The organism is Ensifer sp. VA4, from assembly GCF_055710065.1.
This window is the reverse complement of sequence record NZ_JBVQPO010000013.1, coordinates 167070-191702: the sequence shown is the minus strand read 5'-3', so window position 1 is coordinate 191702 and position 24633 is coordinate 167070. Positions and strand designations below refer to the sequence as shown.

The 24633-nt window shown below is 63.9% G+C and carries 32 protein-coding genes, 2 tRNA genes and 1 pseudogene; 20 read left to right on the top strand and 15 right to left on the bottom strand.

Annotated features, from left to right (window positions below; translation table 11 throughout):
- Positions 1-16: 16 nt before the first annotated feature.
- Entirely contained in the window at positions 17-925 is a 909-nt protein-coding gene (gene gcvA / locus AC0C6X_RS23290) for a transcriptional regulator GcvA (protein ID WP_472955408.1), read from the top strand.
- A gap of 150 nt (positions 926-1075) precedes the next feature.
- On the opposite strand, the gene AC0C6X_RS23285 is transcribed toward gcvA, so the two are convergent.
- A complete protein-coding gene (locus AC0C6X_RS23285; RefSeq protein WP_472955406.1) occupies positions 1076-1483 on the bottom strand; it encodes a hypothetical protein in 408 nt (135 codons plus the stop codon).
- A gap of 96 nt (positions 1484-1579) precedes the next feature.
- The gene (locus tag AC0C6X_RS23280; protein WP_472955404.1) at positions 1580-2233 is read right to left on the bottom strand and encodes a glutathione S-transferase family protein; all 654 of its coding nucleotides are present in this window, start codon (positions 2231-2233) and stop codon (positions 1580-1582) included.
- Positions 2234-2521: 288 nt separating this feature from the next.
- On the opposite strand from AC0C6X_RS23280, the gene greA reads away from it, so the two are divergent.
- The gene (gene greA, locus AC0C6X_RS23275) at positions 2522-3004 is read left to right on the top strand and encodes a transcription elongation factor GreA (protein ID WP_173516967.1); all 483 of its coding nucleotides are present in this window, start codon (positions 2522-2524) and stop codon (positions 3002-3004) included.
- 25 nt (positions 3005-3029) lie between these two features.
- On the opposite strand, the gene AC0C6X_RS23270 is transcribed toward greA, so the two are convergent.
- Positions 3030-3518 (bottom strand): MarR family winged helix-turn-helix transcriptional regulator, encoded by a 489-nt coding sequence (locus tag AC0C6X_RS23270; RefSeq protein WP_173516966.1) that lies wholly within the window; start codon positions 3516-3518, stop codon positions 3030-3032.
- Positions 3519-3673: 155 nt separating this feature from the next.
- On the opposite strand from AC0C6X_RS23270, the gene AC0C6X_RS23265 reads away from it, so the two are divergent.
- The 5 genes and pseudogenes from AC0C6X_RS23265 to AC0C6X_RS23245 all read left to right on the top strand — a co-directional run.
- The gene (locus AC0C6X_RS23265; protein WP_173516965.1) at positions 3674-4069 is read left to right on the top strand and encodes an Ohr family peroxiredoxin; all 396 of its coding nucleotides are present in this window, start codon (positions 3674-3676) and stop codon (positions 4067-4069) included.
- A gap of 236 nt (positions 4070-4305) precedes the next feature.
- On the top strand, positions 4306-4761 hold the full coding sequence (locus tag AC0C6X_RS23260; protein ID WP_173516964.1) for a (2Fe-2S)-binding protein: 456 nt from the start codon (positions 4306-4308) through the stop codon (positions 4759-4761).
- A 4-nt stretch (positions 4762-4765) separates the two neighbouring features.
- Positions 4766-6919: a xanthine dehydrogenase family protein molybdopterin-binding subunit gene (locus AC0C6X_RS23255; protein ID WP_472955402.1), complete on the top strand. Its 2154-nt coding sequence runs from the start codon at positions 4766-4768 to the stop codon at positions 6917-6919.
- 2 nt (positions 6920-6921) lie between these two features.
- A complete protein-coding gene (locus AC0C6X_RS23250) occupies positions 6922-7563 on the top strand; it encodes an Isoquinoline 1-oxidoreductase subunit (protein WP_210266439.1) in 642 nt (213 codons plus the stop codon).
- Between the two features lie 42 nt (positions 7564-7605).
- Positions 7606-7770 (top strand): annotated as a pseudogene (locus AC0C6X_RS23245) (4-hydroxy-tetrahydrodipicolinate synthase); the annotation flags it as partial.
- Positions 7771-7806: 36 nt separating this feature from the next.
- Here AC0C6X_RS23245 and AC0C6X_RS23240 read toward each other — a convergent pair.
- Positions 7807-9258, bottom strand: coding sequence for a CYTH and CHAD domain-containing protein (locus AC0C6X_RS23240; protein ID WP_472955399.1), 1452 nt, complete (start codon positions 9256-9258; stop codon positions 7807-7809).
- 262 nt (positions 9259-9520) lie between these two features.
- On the opposite strand from AC0C6X_RS23240, the gene AC0C6X_RS23235 reads away from it, so the two are divergent.
- Together AC0C6X_RS23235 and AC0C6X_RS23230 are read left to right on the top strand one after the other, a co-directional pair.
- Positions 9521-10627: an endonuclease/exonuclease/phosphatase family protein gene (locus AC0C6X_RS23235; RefSeq protein WP_472955397.1), complete on the top strand. Its 1107-nt coding sequence runs from the start codon at positions 9521-9523 to the stop codon at positions 10625-10627.
- A gap of 2 nt (positions 10628-10629) precedes the next feature.
- Complete coding sequence (locus tag AC0C6X_RS23230) at positions 10630-11370, top strand: NUDIX hydrolase (RefSeq protein WP_247960200.1); 741 nt, start codon at positions 10630-10632, stop codon at positions 11368-11370.
- Positions 11371-11421: 51 nt separating this feature from the next.
- Here the strand turns inward: AC0C6X_RS23230 and AC0C6X_RS23225 are convergent, their stop codons facing one another.
- A complete protein-coding gene (locus AC0C6X_RS23225) occupies positions 11422-12084 on the bottom strand; it encodes an alpha/beta hydrolase (protein ID WP_247960199.1) in 663 nt (220 codons plus the stop codon).
- Positions 12085-12305: 221 nt separating this feature from the next.
- Between AC0C6X_RS23225 and AC0C6X_RS23220 the strand changes: the two genes are divergently transcribed.
- Positions 12306-13223 (top strand): PhzF family phenazine biosynthesis protein, encoded by a 918-nt coding sequence (locus tag AC0C6X_RS23220; protein ID WP_247960198.1) that lies wholly within the window; start codon positions 12306-12308, stop codon positions 13221-13223.
- A gap of 78 nt (positions 13224-13301) precedes the next feature.
- On the opposite strand, the gene AC0C6X_RS23215 is transcribed toward AC0C6X_RS23220, so the two are convergent.
- Positions 13302-13377: transfer RNA gene (locus AC0C6X_RS23215), tRNA-Lys, on the bottom strand.
- Between the two features lie 377 nt (positions 13378-13754).
- Here AC0C6X_RS23215 and AC0C6X_RS23210 point away from each other — a divergent pair.
- A tRNA-Lys gene (locus AC0C6X_RS23210) sits at positions 13755-13830 on the top strand.
- Positions 13831-13878: 48 nt separating this feature from the next.
- Here the strand turns inward: AC0C6X_RS23210 and AC0C6X_RS23205 are convergent.
- Together AC0C6X_RS23205 and AC0C6X_RS23200 are read right to left on the bottom strand one after the other, a co-directional pair.
- Positions 13879-14136 carry a hypothetical protein gene (locus AC0C6X_RS23205; RefSeq protein ID WP_210266438.1) on the bottom strand — a complete coding sequence of 86 codons (258 nt, stop codon included), beginning with the start codon at positions 14134-14136 and terminating at the stop codon, positions 13879-13881.
- Positions 14137-14183: 47 nt separating this feature from the next.
- Complete coding sequence (locus AC0C6X_RS23200; protein WP_472955394.1) at positions 14184-14504, bottom strand: hypothetical protein; 321 nt, start codon at positions 14502-14504, stop codon at positions 14184-14186.
- 254 nt (positions 14505-14758) lie between these two features.
- On the opposite strand from AC0C6X_RS23200, the gene AC0C6X_RS23195 reads away from it, so the two are divergent.
- Positions 14759-15019, top strand: coding sequence for a DUF1127 domain-containing protein (locus tag AC0C6X_RS23195; protein ID WP_472955392.1), 261 nt, complete (start codon positions 14759-14761; stop codon positions 15017-15019).
- 8 nt (positions 15020-15027) lie between these two features.
- Here the strand turns inward: AC0C6X_RS23195 and AC0C6X_RS23190 are convergent, their stop codons facing one another.
- The gene (locus AC0C6X_RS23190) at positions 15028-15282 is read right to left on the bottom strand and encodes a hypothetical protein (protein ID WP_472955390.1); all 255 of its coding nucleotides are present in this window, start codon (positions 15280-15282) and stop codon (positions 15028-15030) included.
- 61 nt (positions 15283-15343) lie between these two features.
- Between AC0C6X_RS23190 and AC0C6X_RS23185 the strand changes: the two genes are divergently transcribed.
- A complete protein-coding gene (locus tag AC0C6X_RS23185) occupies positions 15344-15562 on the top strand; it encodes a hypothetical protein (protein WP_247960196.1) in 219 nt (72 codons plus the stop codon).
- Between the two features lie 52 nt (positions 15563-15614).
- Here AC0C6X_RS23185 and AC0C6X_RS23180 read toward each other — a convergent pair whose 3' ends face one another.
- Both AC0C6X_RS23180 and AC0C6X_RS23175 read right to left on the bottom strand, forming a co-directional pair.
- Positions 15615-15866, bottom strand: a complete 252-nt coding sequence (locus tag AC0C6X_RS23180; protein ID WP_173516955.1) for a dynamin — start codon at positions 15864-15866, stop codon at positions 15615-15617.
- Positions 15867-16147: 281 nt separating this feature from the next.
- Positions 16148-17125 carry a glycosyltransferase family 2 protein gene (locus AC0C6X_RS23175; protein ID WP_173518153.1) on the bottom strand — a complete coding sequence of 326 codons (978 nt, stop codon included), beginning with the start codon at positions 17123-17125 and terminating at the stop codon, positions 16148-16150.
- A gap of 269 nt (positions 17126-17394) precedes the next feature.
- On the opposite strand from AC0C6X_RS23175, the gene AC0C6X_RS23170 reads away from it, so the two are divergent.
- From AC0C6X_RS23170 to AC0C6X_RS23160, 3 genes are all read left to right on the top strand, one after another.
- On the top strand, positions 17395-18102 hold the full coding sequence (locus AC0C6X_RS23170; RefSeq protein WP_173516954.1) for an FkbM family methyltransferase: 708 nt from the start codon (positions 17395-17397) through the stop codon (positions 18100-18102).
- Between the two features lie 130 nt (positions 18103-18232).
- The gene (locus AC0C6X_RS23165) at positions 18233-18586 is read left to right on the top strand and encodes a hypothetical protein (RefSeq protein WP_173516953.1); all 354 of its coding nucleotides are present in this window, start codon (positions 18233-18235) and stop codon (positions 18584-18586) included.
- 244 nt (positions 18587-18830) lie between these two features.
- Entirely contained in the window at positions 18831-19247 is a 417-nt protein-coding gene (locus AC0C6X_RS23160; RefSeq protein ID WP_173516952.1) for a hypothetical protein, read from the top strand.
- A 452-nt stretch (positions 19248-19699) separates the two neighbouring features.
- Here AC0C6X_RS23160 and AC0C6X_RS23155 read toward each other — a convergent pair whose 3' ends face one another.
- The 3 genes from AC0C6X_RS23155 to AC0C6X_RS23145 form a co-directional block, all read right to left on the bottom strand.
- Positions 19700-20104, bottom strand: a complete 405-nt coding sequence (locus AC0C6X_RS23155) for a cbb3-type cytochrome c oxidase subunit I (RefSeq protein ID WP_247960194.1) — start codon at positions 20102-20104, stop codon at positions 19700-19702.
- A gap of 120 nt (positions 20105-20224) precedes the next feature.
- Entirely contained in the window at positions 20225-20434 is a 210-nt protein-coding gene (locus AC0C6X_RS23150; protein WP_173516950.1) for a hypothetical protein, read from the bottom strand.
- Positions 20431-20847, bottom strand: coding sequence for a hypothetical protein (locus tag AC0C6X_RS23145; protein ID WP_173516949.1), 417 nt, complete (start codon positions 20845-20847; stop codon positions 20431-20433). The genes AC0C6X_RS23150 and AC0C6X_RS23145 overlap by 4 nt, the downstream gene beginning before the upstream one ends.
- Before the next feature lie 257 nt (positions 20848-21104).
- Here AC0C6X_RS23145 and AC0C6X_RS23140 point away from each other — a divergent pair, with 257 nt between their 5' ends.
- Both AC0C6X_RS23140 and AC0C6X_RS23135 read left to right on the top strand, forming a co-directional pair.
- The gene (locus AC0C6X_RS23140; protein ID WP_173516948.1) at positions 21105-21353 is read left to right on the top strand and encodes a hypothetical protein; all 249 of its coding nucleotides are present in this window, start codon (positions 21105-21107) and stop codon (positions 21351-21353) included.
- A 149-nt stretch (positions 21354-21502) separates the two neighbouring features.
- Positions 21503-22018, top strand: coding sequence for an NUDIX hydrolase (locus AC0C6X_RS23135; protein ID WP_472955386.1), 516 nt, complete (start codon positions 21503-21505; stop codon positions 22016-22018).
- A 218-nt stretch (positions 22019-22236) separates the two neighbouring features.
- On the opposite strand, the gene AC0C6X_RS23130 is transcribed toward AC0C6X_RS23135, so the two are convergent.
- The gene (locus AC0C6X_RS23130) at positions 22237-22887 is read right to left on the bottom strand and encodes a S24 family peptidase (protein WP_210266437.1); all 651 of its coding nucleotides are present in this window, start codon (positions 22885-22887) and stop codon (positions 22237-22239) included.
- Positions 22888-23299: 412 nt separating this feature from the next.
- Between AC0C6X_RS23130 and AC0C6X_RS23125 the strand changes: the two genes are divergently transcribed.
- On the top strand, positions 23300-24073 hold the full coding sequence (locus AC0C6X_RS23125) for a hypothetical protein (protein WP_247960267.1): 774 nt from the start codon (positions 23300-23302) through the stop codon (positions 24071-24073).
- Positions 23994-24530 (top strand): hypothetical protein, encoded by a 537-nt coding sequence (locus AC0C6X_RS23120; RefSeq protein ID WP_472955382.1) that lies wholly within the window; start codon positions 23994-23996, stop codon positions 24528-24530. Before AC0C6X_RS23125 ends, AC0C6X_RS23120 begins: the two co-directional genes overlap by 80 nt.
- Positions 24531-24633 lie beyond the last annotated feature (103 nt).

The following is a 24633-nucleotide window of genomic DNA, read 5'->3' as shown; positions in this document are numbered from 1 at the left end:
GTAGAAAAACTATCGGATGAGTGACGCGCCCGGAAAGCTCCCTTCGCTGAACGGACTGAAAGTGTTCGAGGTGGCCGCGCGCCACCTGAACTTTCGGCTGGCGGCCGAGGAGCTTGGCGTCACGCAAGGGGCGGTCGCGCAGCAGATCCGGGGGCTCGAAGCCGAGATCGGGGTAAAACTCTTCGAACGGCTGCCGCGCATGCTGGCGCTGACGGGCGAGGGGCGCGGCTATATCGCCGATGTCAGGCGCGCGCTCGAGATCATCGCCCGGGCGACGGACGGGCTGAAGCCGCAGCCGGTGCGGCTGACGATCAGCACCACGCCATCCTTCGCCTCGAAATGGCTGATCCCGCGCCTGCCGGATTTCACCGCGCGCCACCCGGATCTCGACCTGCACATTCTCGCGACCGACCGCATGTCGAACTTCCAGGCCGATGGCGTGGACCTGGCGGTGCGTTACGGGCGGCCGCCCTTCGGGCCGGGGCTCGCGGTGGAACTCCTGTTCGAACAGGAGATCGTCGCGGTCTGCAGTCCGATGCTGATGGCCGGGCGCCCGGTACCGGAGACCGCGGACGAGCTTGCCGGCTATACGCTGCTGCACGACGCGCACAACTTCTGGCCGGAATTCATCGAGCGGCATTTCGGCGAGAGCCGCCAGGCCTCGTTCAAGGGCATCAGCTTCAACCAGACCTCGCACGCCATCGAGGCGGCGATCGCCGGCCAGGGGATCGTGCTCGCCAACGGCGATTTCGTGGCGCAGGACATTGCCGAAGGCCGCCTCGTCCGCATTTTCGCGGGGTCGATGTCCGGGCCCTCGGATTTCTATCTCGTCTGGCCGCGCTATCGCAAATCGCCGGCACTCCAGACGGTGATCGCCTGGCTCAGCGAGGAAGCGGGCAAGGGGCGCGCGCGGGCATTGGCGTGATCAACCGCTCCACCGCCGGGGCCGTCATCCCGTGGCGAAGGTCATTTTCGGTGAGCAGGGCAGGGCGATGTCATCGTGCATGATTGAAGATCTTTTGCGGCTGCGGCGGACGGCAACGTCTGGTTCGTGGCGGCGGCACGCGAGGATTTTTTACGAATTGGGAGGCTCCCAGGTGGTTCTCGCCGTGATGACGGTCCTGCCGCAAGGGCCGACAAGCGATGAGAACGACGCGTCGGCAAAGCTGACTTCCACCCGATAAGGGTGCAGGTTGTCGTGCGGATCGGCATCCTTCGGCCGCTGGAAGGACGGCTGCCAGATGGTCCAGAGGCCATCTTCGGCCTTGTATCGGTGCTCGCCGGGGCGAAGGAACCTCTGCAAGTCTTCGACCACGAGGGCCTTGATCTCTTCATCGGGCAGGTCGACATCACAGCCCGGCCCCGGCGGCAGGTAAGGGATCAACGCCATCAAGACGAGTGGGCCGATCGATACCAGCAGGCCATAGAAGGTTAGAAGCACGCAAAGCGCAATCAGCAACCGCCGTTTGATCACTTGTCCCATCGGTTTCCCGGTCCCTGCCGGCGGCTGTTGACGACACCCCGCATCTGGCAACGATGACGAAATCACTTGAAGTCGTACGCCTTTTGCGTCGGAGGTCTAACGTTCCCAGCCCTGCGTGAATGGAAAGCGCTGCGTCCAGAACGTCGCCAGCCGGGGATCGGCGTCGACGCGGCGGACGATGTCCGCGAGCCCCGGGGCGACCTCATAGAAGCGACGCCGCCCGGGCGACCAGCGCGATACGGTCGCCACATAAAGGTCGAGAACCGACAGGTCCTCGCCGAGGAGGTATTTGCCGGGCTGCAACTGTGCCCCCATCTGCTCCCAGCAGCGGGCGATGCGGTCGAACAGGCGCGCCCTGGTGGCCGCGTGGTCCTCTTCCCGTTCGATGACGCGCGCCGGGCTGTCGGCGATCCAATAGAGGGCGTAGATGGCCGAGGACACGAACATCATCCATCGCAGGAACGCCGGCCGTCTTGCGTCGGTCAACGCCGGCGCCAGCCGGGCGTTCGGGTAGGCATCGGCCAGCCAGATCAGGATCGCGGCACTTTCGGTCATCAATTCGCCCGTCGGGAGCGCCAGGGCCGGAACCTGCCGAAGGGGATTGATGTGAGCGAGTCTGTTCGCCGCCTCCTGTCCCTCCCAGGGGGCGGATTCCTCGACGCGATAGGGCAATTCGAGAAGGCTGAGGGCCGCTTCGATCGGAACGGAGCCCGAGCCTGACGCTCCAAAGACAACAAATGGTTCGGCCAAAGATTCTCTCCTCCGCATGTGGCAGCCTGGGCCGAAGCCCGCCCATTCTCGTTCGAGACTCGGGTGAAACTGCTATACCTGTTGCTGTCGCATAGATCTCAGCTTTGGCGATACAATCAAGGGCCTGAGGTGCCAGGGGAGCCTGTTTGCAAATCCCGGTTGCAGGAATTGGGGGCGAGCGGCGGGCGCGCACGGCGGGCGAAAATGCGATAGAGTTGATTGGCTGGCGACGGACCGGTATTGGAGCCGGCGCCGAAAGCGCATTGCAGTCAGACGGAGTTCTTGAGATTGAGCGTTGCCTTCACCAAGGAAGAAAGTGCCGAAACCGCCGCGGAAACGCTGTTGCCGGATCGCCCGATTTCGCCGCATCCGAACCTGGTGACGGAAGCCGGGCTGAAGGCCCTGGAGGCGCAGCTTCGGGAGGCACGCGTGGCCTATGAGGCGGCGGCCGCGGTCGACGACGTCAACGAGAAACGCCGCCAGCAGGCGGGGCCCTTGCGCGATCTGCGCTACCTGAACGAGCGGCTGCGCACCGCCCAGCTCATGCCGGAGCCCAGCTCGGCCGAGATCGTCGCCTTTGGCAGCACGGTTACGTTCAGCCGCGACGATGGCCGGGTGCAGACGTACCGCATTGTCGGCGAGGACGAGGCGGACCCCAAGGCGGGATCGATCTCCTATGTCTCGCCGGTGGCAAGACTCCTCATGGGCAAGGCGGTCGGCGACGTCATGAGCGTCGGCGACCAGGAACTCGAGATCGTCGCGATCGCGTGAACGGAGCCCCGGAATTGGGGCTCGGCTATTCCTTGCGGGGTGCAGGCTGGCCCGAGCGCAGCAGGTTGTCGCGCAGCCTTGCCACCGATTGCTGCACCGTTTCAAACTCGTCTCCGAGGCCGATGGCGTCGATGAGTGCGGAGCCGGGATCCGCATCCACCAGGTCGCGGCCGGCCGGCGTGAGCGTGAGGCGCACCTGCCGCTCGTCGGCGGGATCGCGCCGGCGCTGCAGGTAGCCGTCCGCCTCGAGCTTCTTGAGGATCGGCGTCAGCGTGTTCGATTCCAGGAAGAGCTTTTCGCCGAGCATGCTGACCGTCTGGCCGTCTTCCTCCGAGAGGGCCACCAGGGTCACGTATTGCGTATAGGTCAGGCCCAGCTTGTCGAGCAGGGGCTTGTAGGCACGGCCGAAGGCGAGGTTTGCCGAATAGATCGCAAAGCACAGGAAGGTGGAGAGCTTCTTGCCGCCCTTTGCCGGCGTGGTCTCTGGGGCTTTCGCTGTCTTGGACATAGGCATGGGGTGTCCTCTTTTTTTCTCTTTCCGTCTCTGCACTTAATATAAATCGCATCCGATTAAATCGCAATGGTATTGACGCCGTTTCCGGCTTCATCTATATACATCGCATCCGATTGAAACGGATACGATTAAAAACGAACAGAGAGGAAAACGACATGACCGAGAAGCTCCTTTTCACCGGCACGACCCACAATACCGGCGGCCGCAACGGCGGCACCGTGAGCCGCGACGGCACGCTGGAACTGAAGCTGTCGCAGCCGCATCCGGCCGCGGAAAACCTGTTCGGCGCCGCCTGGTCGGCCTGTTACATCGGCGCGATCGAGCTGGCTGCGCTGCAGCGCAAGGTCAAGCTTCCCGCCGGCCCCGAGGTCGATACCGAGATCGACCTGAACGTCGACGACGGCTCCTACTTCCTGCGCGCCCGGATGAACGTTCGCCTGGAAGGCCTCGACCGCGACGTCGCCCAGGAAATCATCCACGCCGCCCACGAGATCTGCCCTTACTCCAAGGCGACGCGCGGTAACATCGATGTCGAGACCCATCTCGTCTGAGATCGCCTGAAAAATTCTCCTTGATTATCATCGGGATGTGCCGGAGCTGGACCACCAGCCGCGGCGCATCCCGATACCGTTTCAGGGCTCTCGTCCCATGAAACGCGCGACGCGCCGCCGACCGCGGCGGCGGCTTCCCCCCTCGACCTCACAAGAATGTAATTTGGGCGATCGCTGCCCCTGCTGGTACTTTCGCGCCTTCGCATGTACAGGGGACGGCTCCGGCCGATGGACACATGCCTTACAATCTCACGGTCAATGGAAAGAACTATGCCGTCGATGTGGACGGCGACATCCCGCTGCTTTGGGTCCTGCGCGACACGATCGGGCTTACCGGAACCAAGTTCGGCTGCGGCATCGCCATGTGCGGCGCCTGCACGGTGCATGTCGACGGCCAGGCCGTGCGCTCCTGCGTGACGCCGGTTGTCGACGCCGCCGCAAAACAGATCACCACGATCGAGGCCATCGGCGACACGCCCGAGGGCAAGCGGGTGCAGCAGGCCTGGCTCGATATCGACGTCGTCCAGTGCGGCTACTGTCAATCCGGGCAGATCATGTCCGCGGCCGCGCTGCTGGCCGCCAATCCGAAGCCCAGCGACGACGACATCGACGCGGTCATGGCCGGGAACATCTGTCGATGCGGCACCTATCCGCGCATTCGCGCCGCCATCAAGCTGGCAGCACAGGGGTGATGAGATGTCCATTTTCGACAGGGCCAACCTTGCCTTATCGCGCCGCCAGCTTCTGATCGGCGCATCCTTGACGGGGGCCGGACTGGTGATCGGCCTCAGGCCGCAGCCGTCGGCCGCAGCCACGGAACCATTCGCGCCGAACGCCTTCATCCGCATCCCGCTGGAAGGCAAGATCGCCTTCATCATGCCGTCGGTGGAAATGGGGCAGGGCATCTATACCGCTGTCGCCATGATGCTGGCCGAAGAGCTGGAGGTCGGCCTCGACCAGGTGGTGCTGGAGCATGCGCCCGCCGATCCCAAGCAATATGCCAATCCGCTGCTCGGTGACCAGATCACAGGCGGCTCGCTCGCCATTCGCGGCATCTACGAACAGATGCGCAAGGCCGGTGCCACGGCCCGTATCATGCTGGTGAGTGCTGCGGCCACCGACTGGGGGATTTCGCCCGACGCCTGCAAGGCCGAGGCCGGACACGTGATCGAGACCGGCGGCAGCCGGCGGGCCGCCTATGGCAGCCTGATCGCGGCGGCGGCTTCCCAGGCCGTTCCGCAGGAGGTGCCGCTGAAAGCGGCATCGAGCTACCGGGTGATCGGAAAGCCCGTGCGCCGCCTCGACAGCCCGGAAAAGGTCAACGGCACCGCGAAGTTCGGCATCGACGCCCGGCCGCAGGGTGTGTCCTACGCCGCGATCGCGATCTGTCCGCATTTCAACGGCAAGCTGCGCGCGGTCGACGAGGCTCCGGCCATGGCGGTCAAGGGCGTCGCCCAGGTGGTTCGCATCGACGAGGCCCTCGCGGTCGTCGCCAACAATACCGGTGCGGCGCGAAAAGGGCTTGCGGCGCTTTCGATCGAATGGGATCCGGGGCCGAGCGCCACGGTCTCGCAGGCCGAGCTCGAGCGCCGCATGGACGCGGCGATCGACGGCGAGGCCTTGCGGCACATCAACGAGGGCGACGTGGCTAAGGCCGAGGCGGAGCACGGGCCGGTACATGAATTCATCTACCGCATGCCGATCCTCACCCATTCCACCATGGAGCCGATGAACTGTACGGTGCATGTCAGGCCCGATAGTTGCGAGGTCTGGGTGGGAACCCAGGTCATGGGGCGGGCGAGGCAGGTTGCCGCCGACGTCACCGGCCTGCCGGTCGAAAAGGTCGTCGTCCACAACCATCTGCTCGGCGGCGGCTTCGGCCGGCGGCTCGATGTCGATGGCGTCATCCTGGCGACCAAGATCGCCAAGCAGGTCGACGGCCCGGTTAAGGTGACCTGGAGCCGCGAGGAAGATATCCGCCACGACTGTTATCGCTACCTCAACTACAGCAAGGTGACGGCGACGCTTGGTCCCGACGGCATGCCCGTTTCCTGGCGCCACCGGGTCATCGGGCCCTCGGTCATGGCGCGCTGGCTGCCGGCCTTCACCAAGGACGGGATCGACCTCGACCAGATGGCGGGGGCGGAATCGCCCTATCAGATCCCCAACCGCTACACGGACTTCGCCCGCCACGAGGCGCCGGACGGCATGCTGACCGGCAACTGGCGCGGGGTCGGGGCGACGCGCAACATCCCGCCGATCGAAGGCGCCATCGATGAGCTGGCCAATGCTGCGGGCATCGATCCGCTCGACTATCGAAGGCGGCTGCTGCAGCACAAGCCCCGGCTTCTCGCCGTGCTGAACCTCGTCGCCGAAAAGGCCTCCTGGTCGACGGCGCTTCCAGAAGGCAAGGGAAGGGGCATCGCGCTGACGGAGGACTTCGGCAGCTTCGCCGCGACGATCGCCGAGGTCAGCATCGGCGAGGACGGCCGGTTCCGGACGGAGCGGATCGTCTGCGCCATCGATTGCGGCCAGGTGATCAATCCGGACACGGTGGAGGCACAGATCCAGAGCGGCGTCGTCTATGGCCTGAGCGCCGCACTCTACGGCCGCATCACCGTCGAAAACGGCGCGGTGGTCGAGGGCAATTTCGACGATTCCCCCGTCCTGCGCATCCATGAGACGCCGCCGATCGAGGTGCACATCGTGCCGAGCACCGAGGCGCCCGGCGGCATCGGCGAGCTGGGCACGCCGGGTGTGGCGCCGGCGCTCCTCAATGCGATCCATGCCGCGACCGGCAAGCGGCTCCGGACTTTGCCGATCGACCAGACCGATCTCAGGAGGGTGTGACCGTGACCAAGCGAACGCTTACTCTCTCGCTTGTCGCCGCCCTCGCTGCGGCCGGTCTCGTTGCCGCCCTTGCGCCCATCACCGGCTATGCCGAAACATCCGGTGGCGGCGCGTTGAAGGCGGTCTCCGAGTTCTCGTCGATCGCCGATGCCAAGGAACGCTCGAAGGCGATCTTTGCTGAAGCAAGCCGTGTGCTGACTCATCCGCGCTGCATCAACTGCCATCCGGCGACACGCAGCCCGACGCAGGGCGAGGACATGCACCCGCATGTGCCGCTGATGATCGCCGCCGACAGTTCGATGGGACCGGCCGGCCTTGCCTGCAGCAGCTGCCACGGTGCGGAGAACCGCGGGATCGTCGGCAGCCGGCTCAAATCCATTCCCGGCAACGCCCATTGGCAACTGGCGCCCGAAAGCATGGCCTGGCAGGGCCTCACCGTCGGCGAGATCTGCCGGCAGGTGAAGGACACGGAACGCAACGGCAACCGCTCCCATGCCGATCTCGTCAAGCACATGGGCGAGGACCATCTCGTCGGCTGGGCCTGGCATCCGGGCGAGGGCCGCAGCGCGCCGCCCGGGTCTCAGCCGGAGCTGGCCGCGCTGATCGCCGCCTGGGTGCACACGGGCGCGGAATGCCCGGACTGAGCGGCAGCTCATGCCCGGACGCTTTCCGACTGGCAGCGTCTTGCCGATCTGCCCAGGCTGCTGTTTGCCGAGCCGAGCCCGGGACCGATCAAGCACTGGCTCTGGCGTTCAGGACTGATCGACAGCCCGGAAATGCGCCTGCCGATGGTGCCGGTGAGCGACGGGCTGGCAGCACGGCTCGACCAGGCGATGGCGGCGCACCGGTAGGGATAACCACGCCATCGGCCGCGCGCGGGCCGTTCGTCACCGCCAGAAGCGCTTGGCGTCGATCACGTCGTCGAGCGCGTTCTGCGCCTGGTCGATCAGCCTGTCCTTGTCGGCGTGCACGACCAGCGTTCCGGCGTCCGGGTGATCCTTGAGGCCGATCTCGCCGAGCACCCGCGGCCCGGAGACGAGATCGTTCAGCGTGCCGAGCCGGTCCTGCAACCCGGTCATGGCTTCGATGAAGCGCTTGTGGCGCCTCGTGCCCCGCTTGTCGTCAAAGAGCGCGGCAAAGAACTCGGCGGCATAGCGCAGCTTCTTCGCATCCTTGCGGGCCTCGTGCCGCTGCTCGTCGCTCACCTTGGCGAGTGCGCGGCCATGCTTCTTCAGCTTGCGGCGCGCCCGGTCGAGAGCGGCTTCGGCAAAATCGGCCACCGGCCGGTCGCGAAGCTCGGCGGGCGGCGTCGACAGGTAGTCGCCGCAGTGCAGCCATTGCTGGAGATCGAAGAGAAGGGCGCGGCCGCGTGCGCCGTCGAGCGCCTCGAAGACTTCGGCGTAGCGGGCGGCGCGCGCCGACTTCAAATGGTCCCGCAGCTCCGGCTCCGGGTCACGTGTCAGGAGGACGTCGACGTCGCGGGCCTTGCCGAACACGGCGGTCAGCCATCTCAGCTCGTCCTTGATGCGCTGGCTCTCGTCGTCGCCAAGGAGATCCTTGTAGAGCGAGACGGCTGAGCGCAGGCGGCGAAGGGCGACGCGGGCCTGGTGCAGCGCCTCCGGGTTCCGGCGTTCGCGCAGCACATCCTCGTTCAGGCGGTAATGCCTAAGACAGGCAAGCGCAATGGTGCGAAAGCTCTTCGTCACCCGCATCTCGCGGTCGAGCTCGACCGGTTCCGCCTTGAAGACGACCGGCAGGGCGTCGATCAGGCGGAAGCCGCGCTCGGCCTTGGAGAGAACGCCGAAGCGGATGGGAACGATCGCCTCGATGCGGCGGGCGAGGGTGAAAAGCGCCTTCGGGTCGCCGTCCTTCAGCTCGAGTTCGATCTCGCCGACGGCGGTCTGGCGGCTGCCGGCGGTGACCATGCCGCGGTCGAGCACCACTTCGATCCTCGCGCCGTCCTGGTCGACCTCCCAGGTGCTGCGTTCGACCTCGACGGCAAAGTGCGGCTCCAGGTCATCGGGCTCCAGGCCGAACTCGGCGGCAAGCGGGGTGGTGTGATCGACGACCGGCTCGTCGCCGGAAAGCGGCTGCTCCCATTCCGGACGGGCAAAGACCGAGGCGCCGGGGCCGGTCGCCTTGATCGTCTGGATGCGCGCCGTGCCGACCGTGCGGATGCGCAGCGTGAAGCCCGACTGGTAGAGATCGCGGCCGCGGGTATCGAAATAGACGGACCGTTGCTGCTCTATGCGCGCCGGCTCACCGAGGAAGTGGGACTCGGCGAAGCGGGCAAGATCTTCGGCAGAGAGCTCGAGCTTGAGTTCGATTTCCGTTTTCAAACCATCCTCCATGAGCGCAAGGGTATCCAACCCCATTGGAGCACAATGGTTCATGGTTTGAATGACATGGATCATATGGCGCGAATTTTCGGGTCGCCGGGAAATCTCGCTTGCGGAGCCGTGAGCGCGCGGCGAGGGAGTTCGGGCCCACATTTGCGGCCCGACAACTGATTGGAGTGCCGCAATTCCGGACGGAAAACCGCTTCGCACTTTTCCTGAATTTGCTCTAAGCTCCCGGCACTTCATGCCACGGAATCGATAAATGTCGCTTCGCCTTGCCACCTTCAACATCGAAAACCTGTTGAGCCGCTTCGATTTTTCCGGTTTTCGCAACCAGCTCAAGCAGGACCGGGTGCTGAGGCTCTTCGACGTGAAGAGCGAGGCGGAATACCAGCGGCTGGAGGAAGCGCGCACCATCGCGCATACGGATGATACGCGGCAGATGTCGGCCTTGGCGATTGCCGATTGCGATGCGGATATCCTCTGCCTGCAGGAAGCCGACAACATGGCCTCGCTGCAGGCCTTCGAATACAACTATCTGTTCCGCATGGTCGGCAACGGCTACCGGCAGAAATACCTGATCGAGGGCAATGATTCGCGCGGGATCGACGTCGCGGTGCTGATGCGCGAGGAGACGCGCGACGGCCAGCCGATCGAGTGCCTGGACGTGAAGAGCCATGCGGGGCTGACCTATGAGGATCTCGACCTCTTCAACGACCAGATCGCGCTGACCAATCGGCCGGCCGACCGGATCTTCAAGCGCGATTGCCTGGAACTGGATCTCACGATCGGCGGGCGGCCGCTGACGCTCTATGTCGTGCATTTCAAATCGATGGGGCCGGCGCGGGAGGGGCTCGATGGCCGGCAGGCGACGATGCCGCTGCGCGTGGCCGAGGCCAAGGCCGTGCGCCACATCATCGAAAGCCGCTTCGGCCGCGGACGCACCGCCGACAAGATGTTCGCGATCTGCGGCGACATGAACGACTACCAGGAGAAGGTCAACATTCTCGGCGACCGGCGCAACGGCTACGAGTTCGTGCCGCACGAGGAGGAGACGAGCGCGCTCGACATCTTCAGCCATGACGGCTTCGTGGAAAACCCGATGCTGCGCCGGCCGGTGCTCGACCGCTGGACGCTGTTTCACAGCCGCGGGCCGCAGGAGCGCCATCTCTGCCAGCTCGACTATATCTGGCTTTCGCCGGCGCTTGCCAAGCGCAACCACGCCCAGGTGCCCGAGGTCATCCGCGGCGGCCAGCCCTTCCGCACGATCTTTCCGCCGGGACTGGAAGTGGAGCGCTACCCGCGCACCGGCTGGGACCGGCCGAAGGCGTCGGACCATTGCCCCGTGGCCATGACGCTGGATGTGTGACCATGGGCGCTCTTGAAAGCAATACGGCTCACTGGCCGGCCGAAGGCGTCATCATCCCGATCGACGACGTCGAGATCCGCGTCAACGGCGCGGCGCATCCGTTTCATCTCGGCGAGGCCGAGCGCGCGCAGCAGAACTGGCAACGCGAAATCGCGGCCAACCCGCATCTCTTCGATGGCCGCATGGTGCTGCAGCGGGCGCTGAGGATCGAGGACGGGCGCATCCGCGGCGAGGGGCATGTCGTGCCCTATTCGACCTTTCTCTGGTGGCGGAAGACGCGGGCCGAGGGCGCCTTCCATCTCTTCGCCATGCCGGCGATCCTGTCTTCCGACGGTGCCTTGATCCTGGTGCGCATGGGCCCGCACACGGCCAATCCGGCCCGCGTCTACAGCCCTTCCGGTTCGCTGGAGCCCGAGGATATCGTCGAGGGGCGCTGCGACATCGCCGGCAACATCCGCCGCGAGGCGCTGGAAGAAACGGGCATCGATCTCGCGCTTGCGACAGCCGAGCCCGGCTATCACCTCCTGCACATGGACCGCGCCGTGACCGTCATCCGCGTCTACCGCTACCCGGAAACGGCGGCGGCGCTGGTTGCGCGCGTGGCGGCGCACATTGCCGCCGATCCCGAGCCGGAGATCGACGAGGCGATCGCGATTTTCGGTCCGGACCCGGGCGCCTACAACTATCCGCCGTTCATTCCACCCATTCTGGAGTGGCTGTTCGGGCGAGAAGCGTCGCTCTGATTTTGAGTCAACAGAGCGCTTCAACCTATTGACTTTGCGGAGCTGCGGCCTTCATCCGAAACGGTTGAACCATGCCTTGGCGAGCGCCCCGTCGCGCCCGGTCGGATCCCAGCCGTGCCCGGTATTGAGCAGATGCAGTTCGACCTCGGCGCCGGCCGAGCGAAGCTGAAGGGCGAGTGTTTCGGCGGCATCGGGCGTGCGGCGGGTGTCATGCCGCCCGGCCAGAACCAGCACCGGCAGGCCCGAAAGCGCAAGGCACGGCGGATCGAGAAAAGGCGGTTGCGGGCGGAGCAGGACGGCACCGGCAATGGCGGCAGGGTGGCGCTGGAGTACGGCAGCGGCGATCGTCGCGCCGCTCGAATAGCCCATGAGCAGCGGTGGCGCCGGACTGCAGCCTGCTGCATGTCTGCTTGATCGGGCTCGATTTGAGGAGGAAGACATGCGGCAGTTCAAACTGTTGCCGCGGCCAATGTGCGCCTGATCAGACGCGCAGCGCTGCAGCGCCGCGATGTCGGTCACGAGCCGGTCCGCACGGCTCGCCATCTCCTCGGGATCCAGACCACCATCGGCGCGCTTTGCAAAGAAGGTATAGCCGCCGTTCACGGAGATATCGCCTTGCAGGCAGTGGATTTCCATCGTCGGTGCAACGTGCCCCGGAAATCTGCCCCAGTCTGCCGGCGTTCCGCCGCACCCATGCAGGCAAATCAGCATCACCTATGTCGCGCTCCCTGGCACCCGCCGCGTTCTCTCATGGGCGGCCCCGGCGGCAATAGAGATGCCGATCGTTACGAACCTATGACGCCTCCGGCGTGCGGTGGCGCGAAGTGGCCTAAAGAAATCGTGATCCGCGCCGAACTGTGTACCGGTGCTCTTAAGCCTTGCCGCACGCGTCACGACGTTGCAAAGTTTCGAGGTATATTCACAAGGGGACATGAATGGCGCTGAGCTACGCGATCTATGACGTCTTCACCGACAGGCGACTCGAAGGCAATCCACTGGCTGTGGTCTTCGGTGCCGACCGGCTGGACGACGAGGCGATGCAGGCGATCGCGCAGGAATTCAACCTGTCGGAAACGGTGTTCATCCGCAGGCCCGGCGGTGCCGCGCACACGGCGAAGCTCAGGATCTTTACCCCCGGCCAGGAACTGCCCTTTGCCGGACATCCGACGGTTGGCGCGGCGATCGCCATTGCCGAGGCGCAGCACGGCACGATCGAGGAGGGGATCGACCTCGTGCAGGTGCTGGAGGAGAAGGTGGGTCCGGTGCGCTGCGCCGTTCGCCTCAAGCCCGGAGTTGCGAGCTTTGCCGAGTTCGACCTGCCGCGCAAATCGGTGCGGCTCGATGCCCGCTTCGACCGGCAGTCGATCGCCGATGCACTGAGCCTGAAACTCTCGCAGATCGGCTTCGAGAACCACGTACCTTCATTCTGGAGTGCCGGCGCCCCCTTCGTGATGGTGCCGGTGCACGACGTCGCGACGGTTTCCTCGATCGAGTTCGATTCGCTGCGCTGGGAACAACTGACGCCGATGGCCGAGGGGCGGCTGGCATCGGCTTACGTCTATTGCCGCGGCGGCGTGAACCACATGGCGCGCTTCCACGCCCGCAAGTTCGGGCCCGGCGCCGGCAGCCTCGAGGACCCGGCGACCGGATCGGCCGTGGCCGCTCTCTCCGGCGCCATCCATTATTTCGACCAGTTCGTTGACGGCCATCATCCCGTGCTGGTCGAGCAGGGGGTGGAAATGGGACGGCCGTCCTTCATCCACCTGCATCTCGACATCACCGGCGGGGAGATCACCAACGCCCGCATCGGCGGCCAGGCGGTGAAGATCGCCGCGGGCGAACTCTACGTCTGAGGCGTGGAATCGCGCCATCTGAGGCGTGAAGTCGTTCGTCTCGGAAATGTCAGCTTAATCAGCGCTTTAGGAGAAATCTGGTGGGTGATCACGGGCTCGAACCGTGGACCCGCTGATTAAGAGTCAGCTGCTCTACCAACTGAGCTAATCACCCATCCGCGACCGCTTCGGTCAAGTCCCGTCGCTGTCGTGAGGGGGCGTATAAAGGCGTTCGATTGGCTTGTCCAGCGCCTTTGTGAAAATCTTTTGAAAAAAATTCGCCGGGCTGACGTGGCTCTGAGGAGAAGCTGTTATCTACCATCAGCGCGCGCATTCCCTTGGGGATCGGCACCTCTTCTGCCGCTCACGCAGGGAAGACGCAATGCACTGGGACACGCTCCGGAAACCGGGAGCTCAAAGCGCGAGCACTCAAAGAGGGCCGCCGATTTCGACCGCTCCGGGAGTTTTGGAAACGCGCTGTAATTTAAATGGCGATAGACAAGATTACCCCTTGAGAGTCATCGGGCCGTGCGCTAAAGCGACGCCACGGATGGGTGATTAGCTCAGTTGGTAGAGCAGCTGACTCTTAATCAGCGGGTCCACGGTTCGAGCCCGTGATCACCCACCAAAAACTTCTCCTAAAGCGCTGATTAAATTGCCTTCGTTGCGAAGTTCGTCAATTGACGAAGCGCGGGCTGATATTGCTGAGAAGCATCACCACCTTGTCTTCTATCGCCTGGCAGTTGCTTTCATAGACGGCTGTCAAAGGCTCATCCGACATCGCGTGCTCTCTCAGTTCGTCGCGCGTGATCACGGCGACGCCATAGGCCGCCATCAGGCTGTTGAGCGCCAGGAACCTCAGCTCTGAAATCTGTTTCCGATGCCTTGGTAGTCGTACCATGAGCCGTGCCCGGCCTATCTTCTCGAAGTCCATCATTCCACCTCGAATGTCCCGTGAGGTGCAGTGTCCTCCACAATCAGTCAGGTGGCAACAAACTGCGGCCATGTTTCTTCTGCGCCGGGCGCGATGCCCTTTGGTGGCGAGGCTCGTTGCGAACCAGGCTGGGAAGCCGAGGCGCCAGGGCCGCCGAAGCCGTTGCCGGTGGATTTGACGATGTCGAAGATCGAAGCCCGGCTCGACGTGCGGAAGAGCGGCAGCCCGGATAGTCCTGATTTCGGCGCGTGACGCATGGATGGACCGGCAAGCACCACCTGTTGCCTCCGTGCAACAGGCGTTTTGTCATTCCTGCAGTCTGCGATTGTCCTCTTGCCCGGAAAGTAAGCTTGTGTAATTTTCGCCAAATCGGAGCTCAAACCAGAGGAGGCATACGATGATTCATAATTTTGTGCAGATGCTCGCCTCTGGTGGAATGGTCTGCTCGTCACGACGAGTGCGCCATAATTCTACGAGTTACTTCGGCGCCTAAGCGCAACGCGAGCTCCGCCTTTCGTATATTCCATTTTGACTTGATGTGACCGGTTCCCGGAACGCGATTCCGTGTCCGCGCGCATCCATAATCTAGAGGACCCGGCCGCTCGCGGCGGCGGGATCGATCATGCACGAATTGCAACTTACCTCCGCCGGCGGCTTGCCGGCGATCATGGACGACCTGTTTCGAACCTTCGGCTTCCGGCGGACGGTCGGGGCTTTCCTTGGTGCTGCCTGGAGGCGTCGCCGGACGCTCAACCAGCTCAGCCATCTCTCCGATCGCATGCTCCGCGATATCGGCGCGGAGGAAGCGGTGAAGAAGCCCGAGATCGCCGACATTTCGCTTTGGCAAATGCCGGTCGGCTATCCGGTTACCAGGCACAACTGAGACCCGCCCTACAGCGCCGTGCGTCTTGCAGGACGCACGGCGCTGTAGCTCGGCAGGGCCATCGCCGGTTGCCGTTCGGCGGCAAGCTTGGCGGCGCAGTCATGCCTTATCATCGCCGCGGCGAGGTTCGCCCGGCCGGTGCCGGTCGCTTTGGCCTTCGCTGCCGCCATGTCCCTGCACCAGTTTGCGTCGAGAACCTCCTGCGGGATGCGCGGCATGCAGGACGACAGAAGCAGCAGCGAACAGAGGAAGACGGCGCGCATTCGGGGCTCCATTGGCGGGAGCCGGATTCATAACATCGGCAAGCCGGAAGGGAACAGGGCGGTGACGCTGTCGGATATTTTTCGAGCGGCGGGCTCTGTTTCAGCCTGCCAGCGCGACACCTGGGAAGAAAGCCTGAAAGAATTGCGCAAGCGCTTTTTGGGGGAGTACGGACCCCGTCGATCCGATGAGGCACGGAACCTTTGGCGGCTTGCCAACATGCGGCCGGCACATGGCTGCTCGGCCGCGATAACGTCGCAGCGTCTGGCCTGTCTTGTCTGATGCGACCACCCGCTGTCCGCCCGTGCGACAGGGGTGGTCGCGTTTTAGGCCGTTACTGGCTCGTAGACGGCTGCGTTGTTGACGGCTGGGTCGTCGACGGCTGAGTGGTCGAGGGCTGAGTCGTCGACTGGTCAGGCGTTGCCGGCTGTTGCGTCGCTGGCTGCTGCTCGGTCGTCGAGGGCTGTGTCGTCGTCGTTGCCGGCGGGGTCTCGGTCGCTTGCTCGCCCCCCGGTCTCAGGTACACGACGCCAAGAATGATGAGCACGATCACAACCACGATGCCGATGACTGTGTTTCGATTCATGCAGGCTTCTCCTCAGGTTAAGTGCCTCAGAGCTGTAAATGGAGCGGTCGGTCGAATTATCAACGGCCAAGCTCGCGGGTCGGTTGAAAATCCGACGATGCGGTTGCGCGGCGACCGGGGCGCGCCGTTTATCGCGCGGGCAGAGGCATTGCCGGATGCGGCGCGGGCCTCAGCGCTTGCCGCCGGCGGCGCGCTACAGCGCCGCGCGTCTTATGAGACGCGCAAAGGTCGCTGTAGCACTTTGATTTGCTGCATGTCCTCGTCCTTAAATCGAGGTCGATTTAAGGAGACATGCAGTAGGGCACGGGGGTGATGAAACCGAGCCGCAGCAACTGCTTCGAGCCGTCGAACTTCACCGAGGATTGGGAAAAGAGCTGCAGCGCGCCGGTGTCGGCGAGCGCTTGCGTCATCTTTGCGTAAGCCGCCGAGCCATCGAAATATTGTCCGTCGGCAACCGCGTCCTCGAAGACCTTCTCGTAGTCGGCGAAGAACTTGAAATGCAGGAGAGCGCCGAGCACCGAGGCGAAATTGCGCTCATAGGGCAGCGGCTGATGGATGCTGGCGCCGAAGCAACAGTCCTCGTCCCAGAAGATCAGCGGATACTTGATCAGTTCCAGGTCCGCCTCGAACTCGCGGTGGCGCGCGCCGCCCTTGACGGTGATGGCGCGCCGGGTCGTCGCCAGCGAATAGCCGCCGCTGTCGAAATGGTCGGCGATTTCCCAGGGCGCGCGGGTCTGGAGCTGACTGACGTCCGCGGCGTCGAGATCGACCGGATACATGTCCAGCATCGGCGCCGGCAGCCGCGAAATCTGCAGATCCTCCAGCGCATGGATGACCGACCACAGGGTGCGGTTCTCGCAATCGTCGTAGACCAGGAATTCATCGGAATCGACGTTCACATACCAGCGGTCGCCGCCATAGAGGGCAAACAGCGCCTCCCGCCAGAGGCGGCCGCGCCGGGCCTCCTTGTAGCGCAGCGCCGACGCCCACAGGTCGACGTCCGGCTGGTCCAGCAGATATTCGCGCGTGCCGTCGGTCGAGGCATCGTCGACGCCGATGAAGCGGGTAACGCCCAACGACCGGTAATGCGCGAGAAAGCCGGGCATCAATTTGGCGTCATTGCGCGTGAGGAAAACCAGTGGAAGATCATCGGGATAGAGCGACGTCTGCCCGAGCGGGCTGACGCAGCGCAGCTCCACGTCGCGGCCCGCCGACCGTTCGCGACGCTCCACCTTGGCCGATTCATACCAGGTGATCAGACGATCGAAGAGGTTTCGGTCCGCGATCATCTCGGCGTCGGATTGATCCCTGAAAGGATAGGTAATGGCTTTCATTCCGATTCCGATATGTATTCTTCATACATAATATAGCGGGGGCTTAGATCAAAAACGCCGGTGAAGCAAATGCGGAATGCGATCGTTCCGGATGTGGCGGCCGGCGGTGCATCAGATGTCGAGACTATGCAAACCCTCTTACGCAGGGCGCAAAATCGTACTAACTGGCGGGGAGAAAATCCTTGGGACAGAGCATGAAACGCCTTCTTCGTTCGATTCGGAAGAAATTTCGCTATCTCACCAATGCACGCACGGTGACGATCGACGGCATCCGGCTGGTGTCCGACGAGGCGCGTGTTCCGGCCGTCGTGCGCGACCTGATGTACCGCGAGGTCTACGAGGACACGGAGCGCAACATCCTGCTTCGGCTGCTGAAGCCCGGCTCGAAGGTGCTGGAGGTCGGAACCGGCGTCGGCTTCATCGCGCTGCTTGCGGCAAGGATCTGCGGCGCCTCGAACGTGCTGACCTACGAGGCCAACGCGACGCTGGAGCCGCTGATCCGCGAGAACTTCCGGCTGAACGGCCTCGAGCCCGCCTTGCGGCTCAAGGCGATGACGGCCGACGGGCGCAAGATCTCCTTCTTCCGCAGCGAGAACATCATTTCCTCCAGCGCCTATGACCGAGAGCTTCCGGGCGCGAAGGTGGAGATCGAAAGCGACGTCTTTTCCGAGGTTCTTGGAACCTATCGTCCAGACGTGCTGATCATGGACGTGGAAGGCAGCGAGGACGAGTTGCTGCGCGTCGCCGATTTCGGCTCGGTCAGGGATATCCTGGTGGAACTGCACCCGCATATCATCGGCGAGGCGAAGGTCGAGGAATTGAAGGCGATTCTCGCGGCCAAGGGCTTCCGGCAGGGCGAGACCGACCGCAAGACCTTCCATTTCCACCGGAATCGCGCTTGAAACCAGCCGATTTCCCATGCCGCCAAGGCGACCGCGCAACTTTTTGGCGGGTCGTTTGTTACTCCTGCATTCATGTTCACTTCGCTAACCTTGGGGTCCACTCAACGGGTAGCGGGTGGAGGAGAAAGATATGACACACACGATAAGCAAGCTTCTGGCCATGGCCGTGATCGCCGTAGGCGCCGTCACTGCGCTGCCTTCGGTATCGCCGGCGCAGTCGCTGGACCTCTATATCGGCCCGCGCGGCGACGACGGCGATTATCGCGACTACCGCCGCTATGATGACGATGACGACTACTACTATAGACCGCGGCGCGGATGCACCCCCCGCCAGGCCATTCGCCGCGCCTATGGCTACGGCATGCGCGATCCCGAGATCGCCGGCATAAGCCGCAACCGGATCGTCGTCGAAGGCATCGGACGGCGTGGTGAATACGCCAGGATCGATCTCGCCAACCGCCGCGGTTGCCCGCGCATCCGCTAAGGCGCTCCCTCGTCGCGACCGCGCATCCGCCGCGGTCGAGGCGCTGTCGAAATTCCCCGCCGCGCAAGCATGCGCGCGATGCCTTCGTTCGTGATGCTACCGCACGTTTCCCTTGATCGTCTGATCAGGCGCGTGGCGCTGTCGGCGGCGGCGTGATGCCCGCGCCCGGGTCGGCGTGATGCGGGACTGCCGATCGGTTCGCCTGATTCGCCTGAACAGGGCCAATGTGCTACAGCGTCCGCCGATGATCACTCCGGCCTCTTCGACATCCACGCCGCTCGGCGAGCGCGCCTGCGGCACCTGCACCCTTTGCTGCCGGCTGCCCGATATCGACGCATTGGCGAAGCCGGCGAACGACTGGTGCCGGCACTGTGTCGACGGTGAGGGGTGCCGGATCTACGCGCAGCGGCCGCAGCTCTGCCGCGATTTCCTCTGCCTCTGGCGCACGGATGAGGCGCTCTGCGACGCCTGGGACCCGGCGCGCTCACGCATGATGATCTATCGGCAGGGGCCGCAGGTCACCGTGCTCGTCGATCCGGATTTTCCCGAGATCTGGAAAGAGGCACCCTATGCCGAGACGCTGCGGCGCTGGGCGCGCGAGGGCGAAGGCGGGCAATATGTCATCGTCTTTGTCGGCGACGCCGTGTTCAAGGTCGACTGAGGTCAAGATCGGTGGAGTTGCCGTTACATACGCTCGAAAAAGAAGGCCCCGCACGAGGGCGGGGCAAGCAGGCACCCAAAATGGCTCGGGGTGCGGGGAAGCGCAGTCCAGAAAGAACGTACTGCGCGGTACGGAAGCTAACGCGCATCCGGCAGCCGGGGGAAGGCCAGATTCGGCGATTCCGGTACGCTTGCCAAAATAAATCCCGAGAAGCAGCGGGGGGCGGGCAATTTCCGTCGTGCTCGTCTTTCGCCGTTTGTTAGATCATTTCACTGTTTCATGGAAACAGTGAAAGGATCTAACCTTTTGAAATTACGCAATTCCGGACGGAAAACCGTATCACATTTTTCCTGGAATTGCTCGAGGGCGGACGGATGCCGTACAGGAAAGGTTCTCCGGTCTTTCCTGTATTGCCCTGGCCCAGTGGTTGCGCGTTCGGCGCTCGGCGCGCTTTATCGCGGCCGCAATGCGCTCGGCTGGGCAACCGTTTCGCCGCTCGAAAAGATGACGACGGCAAAGAGCAGCACGCCGATGAAGGCGACGATCGAGGCTGCAGCGACGATGGGTTCGATCTCTGGCCTGCCGGTGACCATCAGATAGAGCGAGGGAACGAGCACGGCGACGCCTGACGTGTAGACGTAATACTGGATCATCGCCAGCCGGCGCTCGGCCTTGGCCGGGTTGAGCGCATAGTAGACACCGAAGATCGCCATCGTGACCCAGCCGAGCAGGTTCGTATGGGCGTGCGCCGGCGTGGCGGCATGATCCTGGCTGATCGCCATGTGCAGACCGATCATGAGGCCGATGATCAGGAAAATGATTGCGGTCTTGAAATAGAGATGGGCAAGACGCGGCATCGAATCTCTCCTCTTTGTGCTCCCCGCCCGCTTTATTAGCATTTTTGCAAATTAATGATGATTGCCAAATTTGGGTATTTTTGCTGCGTCGCAATTCCCGCGAGCGTGCGCCGTCATGTCTCATGAGACGCGTGGCGCTCCGGAAGGCCGGGCGGTTGCCGCGGCCAGTTCGGCGCGCTTGCGCGTGGCCATGTCGTTGAAAGCGGTGAGGTTCAGGCGCTGCAGATAGGCCGATATCGCGGCTTCCACGCCATGCTCGTTGCCGCCTTCGGCTTCCCAGAAGGCTTCCATGGCGGCGAAGAGGGCGGATTTGTCGAGCGTCGCGGTCATCCGAGATCGCAACCGAACTGCTGGCGGTGGTTGAGCGTGCCGTGCGCGGCCTGGCTGTAGGGTGGCCGCTGCGCCGCGAAATCGGCGCACCATCGGTCCCAGGCGTCGGAGGTGCGGACAAAGGCCGGCAGCTTGTGTTCCTCCTCGGGGGTCTGGTCGTAGCCGTCGAGCCAGGCGTCGGCGACCGTCTCGGTGACGTCCTCGCCGTGGAGCGCGTCGAGGTCGAAGCGGATCAGCCTTGAGACATGCTCGCCATCATGGGTCCGAAGCCAGTCGGCAGCGGTCCTGTAGGTGGTGCCGACAGTGTCGGTTTCTTCGCAAAACCAGCCGGCGCCGAGCGTCATGACGGCGAGAATGATCTCGCGTCCCTGGAGGAACGGCGCGCTGCCCTTCATGGCGTCCGCGATCAGCACGTCAGGCATCCTTCACCTCGGTCCGTTCGAGGTGCGCACGGGCGGCCCTTTCGGGCTGCCGTCGGTCCCTCCGGTTTCGTCTTTGCAGGAATATAGGAAAATTCCTATTTCGTGGTCAATAGGAAAGGCACCGCCGGCAGGAATTTTCTTCGCGGCTGCCGCGCCGAGCTGTCGATAGGCGATTATTTGTTCTTGTTTTGTTCTGACGATTGCGCCACCTTGGGGCCGCCATTCCAGGTGGCGGAAAGGAACATGGGATGATCACCTATTTCGTCGTTCAGAGCTTCACGCTGGGGAGCCGCGGGGCGCTCCTTGCCGACAATCCGGTGCAGGCAACCGGGGCCGAGCATGCGGTGCGGCTGGCTGAAAGGCTGGCGGCAACCAAGGTGGGCGTCGTCGCCTTCAGCCGTTCGGGCGATCTTGCGACCGGGGAGTTCGAGGATGCAAGGGTGCTCTTCATGGCGGGCGACCTGCCGATGGAGATCGAGGAGGGGATGGCGGCGTGAGGTGCCGCGGCGGTGGGCTCCGTGGTTACGAAGCGAAGCCGCCGTGGCACGGACGGCGCTTCTCTAATCGGCCGGCGAGGACGCAGGAGATCGTCGTCCGCAGTTAGTCCATTGCAAACATGCCTTTGTAGCTGCGATAGCAGGCTAACGTGGAAAATGTGAAAGGCACCAATATGAACGACAGAACCATGATCGTTTTGGATAATGGGCCGTCTCGGTTCCAATTCAGGGCGGCGGCGCTTATCTGGGCTGAAGGGCATATTTTGATCCATCGCTCCGTCAGCGATCCATTTTGGGCGCTTCCTGGCGGTAGGGTAGAGTTTCACGAAGCATCAGCCGAAACTCTGTCGCGAGAAGTCGAAGAGGAACTCGGGAGCACCTCAGTTGTGGGCCCTCTGCGGCTATTGATCGAAAACTTTTTTGAGTTGGGCGGCAAGAAAGCCCACGAGTTAGGCTTTTACTACGATGTGCAGTTGCACTCACCGCCTCCTTTTGTTCAGAACGCCATTGTCCACCGCAGCCGTGACGGGAATGCCGACTTGGAATTCCGTTGGGCTTTACCGGAACAGCTACCAAGCTTTGACCTCAAGCCAACAGCATTAATCCCCCTAATCGCGAGGTTACCATCAGCTTTTAGCCACGTCGTTCACCTGGACAAACAATGATTGCATAGCGACAGCATCTTCACGTGCCTGGCAAACACTGATCGACGGGAACAAGCGTTAGGCACCGTATTTCCCGTCCCTGTCGGCGATAGGGGGTGCCAGCCAGGTCCGGTCGCCTGTCGTTTTTCTCCTATGCGATCATCGAGGTTCGCATCATTTGCTGGTGAATGACATAACGCCTTGAATAGGCAGGAATATTTCCGCCCCGGCCTGGCGGGCTACCGGGCGCTGTATTTGCCGACGACCCGGTGGCAGAAGGACCATTCGACCCGGCTCTCGGTGAACTCCAGGAAGGGGTTGTACTGCCGGAGCGTCCATTCGCGGTCGTTGAAGGAGACCAGCCGCTTGATGATCGCTTCGGCATCGTTGGCGGGCGGCACGTGATAGAGCACCACATCCTTGTCGCGCGCTGGCGGCAGATGCGGGTGGACGAGCGCCATGTCGCCGGGTTCATAGGCCGGGATCATCGAACTGCCGGTGAGGTAGATGCCGTAGGCGCCCCTGACGCCCTCGAGCACCGAGGGGCGCTTGACATATTCGACCGCATCGAAGGTGACGATGACGTGGCCGTCGCCGCCTTGCGCGGCGGCGAAGATCGGCAGGTCACGATGGCCGACGAGCTGTTCGCCTGGCACGATCTGCGGCGCGAAGCCGGGCGCGCGCCTCATGGGCGCTTCGCCGGCGGCCGGTGCGCCCTGGATCAGGTCGACGATCGTGCGGGCGTCGCGCTCGCGCAGTTCCCGCGGCGTCTCGCGCTCGACGAACTGCTGGATATAGGCATGGTTCTTCGCGATCGCGATCGACAGATCCTTGTAGGTCGTCTTCTTCGCTTCGACTGCTTCCCGGATGAGGCGGCGCAATTCGTCCATGGCACTGGCATCCCAGATTCCGTTTCTGACGTCCAATAGGAAATTTCCTCTTGATGAATCTAGGAAATCCTACTACGAATAGGATGTCAACGGAAATGAACGGTGTTCGCCCATCTGCGACGGATACCGGAAGCGGCTCGCCGGCGGCGGCGAGGAAATAGCTGCATTGGCGCGCAGGGAGCGCGATGGAATGGCCGTGCCAGACGGAGCGGCCAAACGCGAACGCATGGGAAGAAGGCATGGTGCAGGACGGTCTCAAAAGGGTTGCAGGGCAGGGCGGACTTGCCCGGGAAGGCGAGGGCGGTGGTGCCCGGCCGGTTTCGCTGCGGCCCCGTTGCGCCGCCGTTTCGGCACGCGGCGGGGCAGTCGCGGCCGCATGCCGACTGACCCGGCCGAGCGGGGAGTAGCGACCATGCGCATCACCGCGATCGTCGAAGCCCTGGTCCAGTCCGGCGCATCGCCGGAGATGATCCTTGGCGCCGTGCGCGCCGCCGAGGCCGCACAGCAGTCGGAGATCGAGCGGCGCCGGGCAAGCGATCGCGAGCGGCAGCAGCGTCATCGGGCGCGCGTGACGTCACGCGATGTCACGGCGACCGGTGCCGCCCCCCTCTCTGATAAAGAAAGCTCCCCCGCACCCCCTAAAGAAATTAACTCTCCCGACACGACTCCGGAAGGCGGCGGCGATCAGCTTGGTCTTCACCGGCAGGAAGCCGATGCGGCGTGGGCTCCGCGGGGCCAGCGCAGGGCCAGCCGGCTGCCCGCGACCTTCGAGCCCGACTGGGACTTCGCCGCCGGGCTCGGTTTCGGATCGGCCGAGGCGGCGATCGAATTCGACAAGTTTCGCGACTACTGGACCGCCAAAGCCGGCCGCAATGCCACCAAGCTCGATTGGGCGGCGACGTGGCGGAACTGGATGCGCAATGCCGGCCGGCCGGCGCTTCCGCCCCGCGCCTCGGGCCCGCCGGGTGCGCGGAACCCGGCCGGGGATGCCGGACCGCCGCGACGCGGCTCTCGCCAGCAGGCGCCGCCGCACGAGACCGCCTTTGCCCGCCACCAGCGGGAATGCAGGCAAGCCATTGAAAACGAACTCAAAGGAAACCGGGACAATGACGCTTTCGGAGATGATGACCTTGCCGGCGGAGGCCCGGCTTTCGACCTTGAGCCGGGAGATTACCGCGCTCACTGAACGGCTGGCGCCGGCAGGCGAGGCAATGGTGCTGCGCAGCCTCGATGCGATGCAGACGGCCGGCATGACCATGCCGCCGGGGATCGAGCCGAAGAAGATCCTCGCCGTCTACCACTACGCGCTCGCCGGCGTGCCGGGCTGTGGGCTGGCGGCTGCGACGCAGAAGCTGATCCGCGGCGACTATGCCGCCGACGTCAACGTGCTGCTCGGCACGATCCCGAAGCCGCCGGTGCTGGCGGCACTGGCAAGGGCGGAGGCGCTGAGCATGCGGGCGGAGCTTGCCCGCAAGCGCGAGACGGTCGCCGCCCTCGACAGCCTGAGTGGCGGCCGGTCCGAGGCGAGCCGCGCCCGTGTTCGCGCGCGGCTCGAAGCGTTTCGCGAGACCCATGCAGCAGCCAAGGCCGCCAGCCAGAACGGAAGCACACCTGCAACCAGGGAGATCCACCATGCAGCCTGAGGCAGCGGAATTGGCAACGGGTGAGGTGGCCGCCGGTTGGGCCGCGGGCGATGTCGCGGCGAGGGTGAGGGCGGTGCCCGGGGCGGATGGTGTCGCCGGCGGT

Excerpts from the sequence above, each read along its gene's own strand:
- AC0C6X_RS23285 (WP_472955406.1), bottom strand. The coding sequence starts at position 1,483 with ATGGGACAAGTGATCAAACGGCGGTTGCTGATTGCGCTTTGCGTGCTT.
- AC0C6X_RS23120 (WP_472955382.1), top strand. The coding sequence starts at position 23,994 with ATGACGCTTTCGGAGATGATGACCTTGCCGGCGGAGGCCCGGCTTTCG.
- AC0C6X_RS23190 (WP_472955390.1), bottom strand. The coding sequence starts at position 15,282 with ATGCGCGCCGTCTTCCTCTGTTCGCTGCTGCTTCTGTCGTCCTGCATG.
- AC0C6X_RS23260 (WP_173516964.1), top strand. The coding sequence starts at position 4,306 with ATGCCTTACAATCTCACGGTCAATGGAAAGAACTATGCCGTCGATGTG.
- AC0C6X_RS23205 (WP_210266438.1), bottom strand. The coding sequence starts at position 14,136 with ATGGACTTCGAGAAGATAGGCCGGGCACGGCTCATGGTACGACTACCA.
- AC0C6X_RS23170 (WP_173516954.1), top strand. The coding sequence starts at position 17,395 with ATGAAACGCCTTCTTCGTTCGATTCGGAAGAAATTTCGCTATCTCACC.
- gcvA (WP_472955408.1), top strand. The coding sequence starts at position 17 with ATGAGTGACGCGCCCGGAAAGCTCCCTTCGCTGAACGGACTGAAAGTG.
- AC0C6X_RS23150 (WP_173516950.1), bottom strand. The coding sequence starts at position 20,434 with ATGACCGCGACGCTCGACAAATCCGCCCTCTTCGCCGCCATGGAAGCC.
- AC0C6X_RS23125 (WP_247960267.1), top strand. The coding sequence starts at position 23,300 with ATGCGCATCACCGCGATCGTCGAAGCCCTGGTCCAGTCCGGCGCATCG.
- AC0C6X_RS23140 (WP_173516948.1), top strand. The coding sequence starts at position 21,105 with ATGATCACCTATTTCGTCGTTCAGAGCTTCACGCTGGGGAGCCGCGGG.
- AC0C6X_RS23155 (WP_247960194.1), bottom strand. The coding sequence starts at position 20,104 with ATGCCGCGTCTTGCCCATCTCTATTTCAAGACCGCAATCATTTTCCTG.
- AC0C6X_RS23180 (WP_173516955.1), bottom strand. The coding sequence starts at position 15,866 with ATGAATCGAAACACAGTCATCGGCATCGTGGTTGTGATCGTGCTCATC.
- AC0C6X_RS23220 (WP_247960198.1), top strand. The coding sequence starts at position 12,306 with ATGGCGCTGAGCTACGCGATCTATGACGTCTTCACCGACAGGCGACTC.
- AC0C6X_RS23270 (WP_173516966.1), bottom strand. The coding sequence starts at position 3,518 with ATGCCTATGTCCAAGACAGCGAAAGCCCCAGAGACCACGCCGGCAAAG.
- AC0C6X_RS23165 (WP_173516953.1), top strand. The coding sequence starts at position 18,233 with ATGACACACACGATAAGCAAGCTTCTGGCCATGGCCGTGATCGCCGTA.
- AC0C6X_RS23265 (WP_173516965.1), top strand. The coding sequence starts at position 3,674 with ATGACCGAGAAGCTCCTTTTCACCGGCACGACCCACAATACCGGCGGC.
- AC0C6X_RS23195 (WP_472955392.1), top strand. The coding sequence starts at position 14,759 with ATGCACGAATTGCAACTTACCTCCGCCGGCGGCTTGCCGGCGATCATG.
- AC0C6X_RS23130 (WP_210266437.1), bottom strand. The coding sequence starts at position 22,887 with ATGGACGAATTGCGCCGCCTCATCCGGGAAGCAGTCGAAGCGAAGAAG.
- AC0C6X_RS23230 (WP_247960200.1), top strand. The coding sequence starts at position 10,630 with ATGGGCGCTCTTGAAAGCAATACGGCTCACTGGCCGGCCGAAGGCGTC.
- AC0C6X_RS23160 (WP_173516952.1), top strand. The coding sequence starts at position 18,831 with ATGATCACTCCGGCCTCTTCGACATCCACGCCGCTCGGCGAGCGCGCC.
- AC0C6X_RS23235 (WP_472955397.1), top strand. The coding sequence starts at position 9,521 with ATGTCGCTTCGCCTTGCCACCTTCAACATCGAAAACCTGTTGAGCCGC.
- AC0C6X_RS23255 (WP_472955402.1), top strand. The coding sequence starts at position 4,766 with ATGTCCATTTTCGACAGGGCCAACCTTGCCTTATCGCGCCGCCAGCTT.